We start from the raw sequence: 6596 nt of genomic DNA on the forward strand, positions 1-6596 counted from the left end.
TCGTGTTCGAACTCGTAGCGCCCGCCGGAGCGATACGACAGATACGCGATGACGACGAACACGAGAAACCCGAAGCCGACGATCGGAAGCGGAGCCCCCGTCCGAACGACGGCCGCAACCGCGAGGAGCGTCGCGGTTAGTAGTCCGAGTGTGATTCCCCACACCCGAACGACTACTGAACTCATTATATAAACAAACACTCTCGGGGAGAATAATAACCGAATCGGTCAGCGACCAATTGAGCGACGAACGCTCGCCGTATGGCGAAGACAGTGCGGTGAGTTATCAACCTCCTCACACACTGTCTTCAGACGTATCATAGCGATTGACGGACATCTGTGTCTCTTTCGAGACAAATTACGATACTATTGATTCCGATCTAAACATACCGATCTGACAGACGCAACTATCTGTTCTCCGGGACGAGTCCGAACATCGCCGTGGAGTGGTGTCTGTAACACGTCTTGATTCATCGGCCATTGTTAGACGAGCGTCAGACATACATCGAGAAAATTCAAAAACACATATATTAATCCTCCAATATATGGATATTATGTTCCGTAGTAGCCCTCCAATAAATTCTCTGGGTCAGCCGATCTGTGGTCGCGCTAATCCCATCGCTGACGAGCCATGCCAATGTGTCGTCCCATTTCCCGGGAGAGCGTGTCCACAACATAGAACGTGAACCGGACACCGAACACATGAACGCACTCGTAACTGGCTCTCGAACGGTCGGTCGATCTATCATCTATTCTCGACAGTGACGCTCGCTCTCGAACCCTTCGACGGGGTCGCGTTCACACGAACCTAGCCGCTCACTTGGCCAGCGAGACCCTCGACGTCACCCAAATCGTTCGGTACCAAGATCAACCGAAGTCGTGGCCGACCGACGTCGATCGGGACCTTCTCCGTATCGATGAGGCCACGGTCTTCGAGCCGTGTCTTCGTCCGCGAGAAGGTCGCTTTGCTCGCGACGCCGGTGTCCTCTCCCCACTTGCTGATGTCGTAGAGGAGGACCTCGTTGTTCGCCGCCACCAACAAAGCGATGGCCACTTCATCCAACTCGTCGTCTTCACCGGGAATCGTATCGACCGAGTCGACGACCATCATGAAGTCCTCTTCGATGTCGTCACCGAAGTCCTCACTGAGCGTTTCTTGGATGCGCGACAGCGGTGGCGTTCGCAGGGAATAGACATCGCCGTCCTCCCAGTCGTCCGAAAACGTCGATTGGACGTTTTCGACCAGATCGCCATCCGTCGAGCGAAGCCCCGTCAACTCCCCATCCAACGTGATGACGGTTACGACCTCGTCATCGCTGACGAGCAACGAACTACGTGCGATATCGCCCGTCGTCCGGAGTTCGAGGGAGTCCTGGTCGATCAAATCCGAAACCTGGCTCGCGAGGATAAAATCGTCCAGCGACGCTTTCAGCACGTCCGGATCGGCAAGTACCTGCATGTGCGGCAGATCACCGTCGAACGAGGCTGCCGTCAACATCACCGTTTGGAAGACGTTCGGTGCGGGATTGACGATGAGTACCGTGTCTGCGTCTTCGAAGAACGAATCGATCATATCGGCGAATTCCTGGTCCATGACTGTTGCATCTGCGGACATACTTTTTCACACGAGTAGTGCTTCCATTGTTCTACGCACATTACTACTCGAAGGTCGTTCCTAAAAATAGGAGATGGAACGGAGTAACTCCATGAATTTCGAGCCGAAAAGCCGTTTTGCCACGAGTTTGTACGAAGTCGAATCGTGTCCGATTCGGAGGAAATCTCGGAGATGCTGGGAAGAACGATACCGCCCGTCCTACCGCCAAACCTCGTGAAATCCGACGGTACGAGCGTGCTTCCCCTCCCGACAAAGGATCGTTCACGTCCGACGTTGTCGATCATTGAACGTATCGATGACCTCTAGTTATGTGCTTCTACCCCGTTATCCTCCCCTTATCACTAACTACGAGGGGAGCGAACGCCCATTCGATGCGTGTCGCAGCTTTCAATGATCTTTCCGGCCCGGATGGCGTCTCGATAATCAACCGACCGATTCCTGAACCGGGACGTCGAGAAGCGGTGGTTTCGGTCGAGGCGTGTTCGATCAACCGTCACGACCTCTGGATTCTCGAAGGCGACTCCGCGATGGTCGATACGGACGATCTGCCGTTCGTCAGCGGTCTCGATGTCGCCGGAACCGTCCGGGACGTTGGCGATGACGTCCCCGATATCGAACCCGGTGACCGCGTTGTACTCTGCCCGAACGAGACGTGCGGGACGTGTCGCTACTGTCGGGAGGGTCCGGAGAACCTCTGTGAGAACTTCTCCCTCTACCACGGCGGCCTCGCTGAGACCGCTCGCGTCCGAGCCGACCGCCTCGTTCCGCTCCCGGATTCCGTGGGTATGGTCGAAGCGGCCGCGCTCCCGACGGCCTACATGACCGCGTATCACATGCTCCGTCGGGTCGAAGCCGGTCCGACCGACGTGGTGTTCATCCCCGGCGTGACTGGCGGTGTCGGCGTCGCTGGCGTGCAACTCGCGGCCGTCCTCGATGCACGGAGCGTCGGGACGTCCTCCTCGCGGGCGAAGCTCGACCGCCTCGAATCGCTCGGTCTCGACCACGCGATCGAGGGAACCGACCCGAACGACATCCGAGATGCGGTCGCCGACATCGGACCCGTCGATGGCGTCCTCAACCACCTCGGCGGCGCGTACACCCAACTCGGCTTGGACGTTCTGCGACGCGGCGGGCGAATGGCGGTCTGTGGGCGGACGGCCGGTGGAACGTCCGAGATCGACATACCTGACCTCTTCCTCGGTCACAAACACATCATCGGCAGTACGATGGGGACACAAGGCGATCTGGAGACGCTCGTCGAACTCGTCGCCGACGGAGCGTTCACACCGGAGATCGACGAAACCTACTCGCTCGAACGAACCAACGCCGCGTTCGCGGCGATGCAGGACCGTGAGAGCGTCGGTAAGCTCGTCGTAACGCCGTAGTCGCGGTTCCGATCTCACCCCCCGTGATGAGAACCGCACGCCGATCGACTCCGAACGACCGTCTCACGGATGCGTATCCGGAAGCCGCTCGACGCGGATAATCGATGCCTACCCCTCACAGCCCGTGCCTACCGGGACGGGCCTTTTCGTAGCCTTCCCGAAACGTGCAGTAGACTCGGTTCGTCATACGACAGGTGATCCTCCCGGTCGTCTATCCGATTAGCTACATCGTGACGAGACCCAAAACCCCGAGACAGTAGAGGGAGAGTACCAGCAGTGAGTCGATTCCCATCCGGAATCGTTGCCGACGCGATCGGACGATGAGGCCGATGCTGTAGATGCTCGTGAGGAGAATTCCGAGGGCGGTGAGATACAGCGTGCTCGGCGGCATCGTGGCGAGTACGGCCCGACCGGAAAGGAGCGAGGCCACGAGGAACAGCGTCGGCAGAAACCCGTTGCCGCCGAAGATGTCGCTGATGGCGAGTTCGCAGTCGCCGAGCCTGATCGCCGCCATCCCCGTCGCGACCTCCGGCAGCGAGGTGACCGCCGCCAACGCTGTCGCTCCGAAGATTGCGCCACTGACCCCCGTCCTGCGTGCGATCAGGTCGCTGGTGCGTTCGAGCACCACGCCACCGACGAGCGTCGCAAGCGCGGCGAGCAGGAAGACGCCCACGACGTACCGCGTCGATTTACCAGCGGCCTTCATTCGCCGATGTTTCTTCCGTTTGGCGGTTCCCCGCGGCGCTTGCTGCCCACCGGGGGCCGCACCCTCCCGCTCCCACGGCAACCCTGTGCGGGCCTTCGCGATGATCCACACGCCGCCGAGCCAGAGGCACACGATCAGTATCTCCGGCGGTGTCACGCGAAACACGAGAAACGCCGATGACAGTTGGCTCCCCATCACCGTCACGGAGAGGACCGCGACCACGACGCTCGCCTCGATGACCAACTGCAGCGACGATGCCCAGTACGTGAGTCCCTTCGACCGTCCGGTACCGAAGACGTCGAACATGACCAGAACGACCGTTTGGATCGCGATTCCGCCGAGAACGTTCCCCACCGCCAAGTCCACGTTGTCGGCGAGCGCGGCACTCACCGTGATGACGAGTTCCGGGAGGTTCGTGACGATTGCGAGTAGGACGAGCCCGCTCAGCGCCTGTCCCAGCTTCCACCGTACCGAAAGGACGTCGGTCGTATCCGAGACGTAGATGCTGGCGAAGTACACGACCGCGGCCGCCCCGAGGAAGACCACCGAGAGAAGCGGAAGAGAGGCGCCTTGCAGCATCCGCTCACTGCCTCGTGATTTCGAGAACCGTCATCAGGTCGGTCCGTGTGACCAAGCCGATGATCTCCCCATAAGGGTCGACCACGAACATGCGGCCGACGTTACTGCGTTGGAACTCCGTCATGAACTCCTCGACGCTCTCGTCGGCGGACACGGTTTCGAGGTCACTGCTCATCACGGATCGGATCGTGTACTCGTCGCGCTTTTCGACCGGAGCGCAAGCGGCGTCGTCCAGGGTGACGATTCCGACCACCTGACCGTCTTCGATCACGGGATAGCCGACGTGGCGCTGGTCCAACATCCGCTCGAACAGCTCCGAGACGGTCGCTTCGGGTTCGACGGTGTCCCAGTCGGCGACCGGAGTCATGATGTCGCTCACCGAGATGTCCTCGACCCCGGATAGCGTTTCTTGGACCACTTCGCTGGTGGCGCTGAGATACACGAAGAAGGCGACACCGATGAGAAAGATGTTGAGCGACAGGAGTCCGACGATACCGAAGACGACCGCCACGCCCTTCCCGACGGTCGCGGCGATTTGCGTCGCACGGGCGTGAGAGCGGGTCCGGGAGAGGAGCGCACGGAGGATCCGCCCGCCGTCCATCGGAAACCCGGGTAACAGGTTGAACAGCGCGAGAACGAAGTTGAGCAGACCGAGATAGGCGACGATGAACCGAACCGCATCGAGACCGGTCGGGACGACCACGAGAGCCCCGTAACAGATCACGCCGAGAACGATACTCACGAGCGGACCGGCGATAGCGACCAGAAACTCCTGACGCCAATCCTCGGGAATCTCTTCGAGGGCGGAAACACCACCCAAAAACCAGAGCGTGATCGAGTCGGTGCCGAACCCGAACCGTCGTGCGACGAGTGAATGACCCAGTTCGTGAAGGATCACGCAGACGAACAACCCGACCGCCGACAGCACTCCGAGTATCCACGGCATCCACCCGCGGACGAGCGTGCCCGTCTCGATCCGAGCGTTCCACAACTGATTGAGGACGTCGGCGAGCGGGGCGATTTGAATGCCGATCAGATACGCGACTAACGGGAGGACGATGAGAAAGCTCAGGTTCAGTTGGATGGGAATCCCGAACAACGACCCGAGACGGATGTTCCTCATCGTTCGATCGGACCGGTGGTGAACGACGGTTTCTCACCGCTTCGGCTGCTCGACACCCGCCGTGCTCGTTTTACAGAGTCGTCACGACGCCCGCAGGCGCTCGTAACGGATAGACGACAGCACCTCATGTACGTGTTCCAAACACCGAACGACTCAATAAGAAACGGTGATCGTTTGCCCCGACGGGTGGCCTCGAAAGACCAGCCTACGGTGCGGTAGGGGGAGTTGGAGAGACGCAGTTCAACTCGACGGGGGTAGTTTCACTGTGGTGCGCGACGAGTGTGGTGACGGGGGAAACATCGTGGGGAACGATCAGTTCGTACGACAGCTTGCGGACGTAGGGAGTGCCAACGTCGATATAGTCGGGGGCAAAAGCGCGAACCTCGGAGAGCTTACCACGCTCAACGTACCCGTACTTCCGGGATTCACGACCACCGCGGCGGGGTACGACCACTACTTGTCGGAAACGGGACTCGAAGAATCGATCGCCGCTCGGCTCGATGGCCTTGACCCGGACGATATCGATACGTTGCAGCGGCGAGGATCGGAGATCCGAGCCGACATCGAATCGGCAACGATACCTGCCGACCTCGAACGGGCAATCGTCGAGGGGTATCGTCTGCTGGGCGAACGACTGGGCGTCGAGAACCCCACCGTCGCCGTTCGGAGTTCCGCGACGGCGGAGGATTTACCGACCGCGTCGTTCGCGGGCCAACAGGAGACGTTTCTCAACGTCTCCGGGGAGACGGAACTGATCGAGGCGATCGAAGGCTGTTATGCGTCGTTGTTCACCGACCGCGCCATCACCTACCGCTTCGACCACGGGTTCGACCACCTCGCGGTCAAACTCGCCTGTATCGTTCAGGCGATGGGCCGGGCGGACATCGGCTGTTCCGGAGTGGCGTTCACCCTCGACCCCAACACGGGATTCGAGAACGCCGTCGTCATCGAGGCGACCTACGGGTTGGGGGAATTACTCGTCCAAGGGCAGGTCGATCCGGACCGATACGTCGCCTTCAAACCGACGAACGGCATCATCGAGCGGGAACTCGGGACGAAAGAACGACGGATGATCAGGCGGGGAAACGACACCGCCATCGAAGCGGTGCCTGACAACGAACGGGATCGCTTGACGCTCACTGACGACCAGGTTACATTGCTCACGACGTACGCGAAACGCATCGAGGAC

5 protein-coding genes and 1 pseudogene are annotated in these 6596 nt (G+C 60.0%); 2 read left to right on the forward strand and 4 right to left on the reverse strand.

The window, feature by feature from the left end:
- Together WBV42_RS04735 and tbsP are read right to left on the reverse strand one after the other, a co-directional pair.
- Window positions 1–185: pseudogene (locus tag WBV42_RS04735) on the reverse strand (htpX protein); the annotation flags it as partial.
- A gap of 622 nt (window positions 186–807) precedes the next feature.
- Window positions 808–1593 carry a transcriptional regulator TbsP gene (gene tbsP / locus WBV42_RS04740; protein ID WP_423985010.1) on the reverse strand — a complete coding sequence of 262 codons (786 nt, stop codon included), beginning with the start codon at window positions 1591–1593 and terminating at the stop codon, window positions 808–810.
- Window positions 1594–1985: 392 nt separating this feature from the next.
- Here tbsP and WBV42_RS04745 point away from each other — a divergent pair, with 392 nt between their 5' ends.
- A complete protein-coding gene (locus WBV42_RS04745) occupies window positions 1986–2999 on the forward strand; it encodes an alcohol dehydrogenase catalytic domain-containing protein (RefSeq protein ID WP_423985011.1) in 1014 nt (337 codons plus the stop codon).
- Window positions 3000–3222: 223 nt separating this feature from the next.
- Here WBV42_RS04745 and WBV42_RS04750 read toward each other — a convergent pair whose 3' ends face one another.
- Both WBV42_RS04750 and WBV42_RS04755 read right to left on the reverse strand, forming a co-directional pair.
- Entirely contained in the window at window positions 3223–4284 is a 1062-nt protein-coding gene (locus tag WBV42_RS04750) for a sodium:calcium antiporter (protein WP_423985012.1), read from the reverse strand.
- Between the two features lie 4 nt (window positions 4285–4288).
- Complete coding sequence (locus WBV42_RS04755) at window positions 4289–5407, reverse strand: site-2 protease family protein (protein WP_423985013.1); 1119 nt, start codon at window positions 5405–5407, stop codon at window positions 4289–4291.
- 301 nt (window positions 5408–5708) lie between these two features.
- Between WBV42_RS04755 and WBV42_RS04760 the strand changes: the two genes are divergently transcribed.
- Window positions 5709–6596 (forward strand): PEP/pyruvate-binding domain-containing protein (locus WBV42_RS04760; RefSeq protein WP_423985014.1); only part of this gene is annotated, 888 nt, incomplete at its 3' end.

Source organism: Haladaptatus sp., assembly GCF_049589095.1.
Classification (GTDB): Archaea; Halobacteriota; Halobacteria; order Halobacteriales; family Haladaptataceae; genus Haladaptatus.

Coding starts and splice junctions, on each gene's coding strand:
- tbsP (WP_423985010.1), bottom strand. CDS start 1,593: ATGGACCAGGAATTCGCCGATATGATCGATTCGTTCTTCGAAGACGCA.
- WBV42_RS04745 (WP_423985011.1), top strand. CDS start 1,986: ATGCGTGTCGCAGCTTTCAATGATCTTTCCGGCCCGGATGGCGTCTCG.
- WBV42_RS04750 (WP_423985012.1), bottom strand. CDS start 4,284: ATGCTGCAAGGCGCCTCTCTTCCGCTTCTCTCGGTGGTCTTCCTCGGG.
- WBV42_RS04755 (WP_423985013.1), bottom strand. CDS start 5,407: ATGAGGAACATCCGTCTCGGGTCGTTGTTCGGGATTCCCATCCAACTG.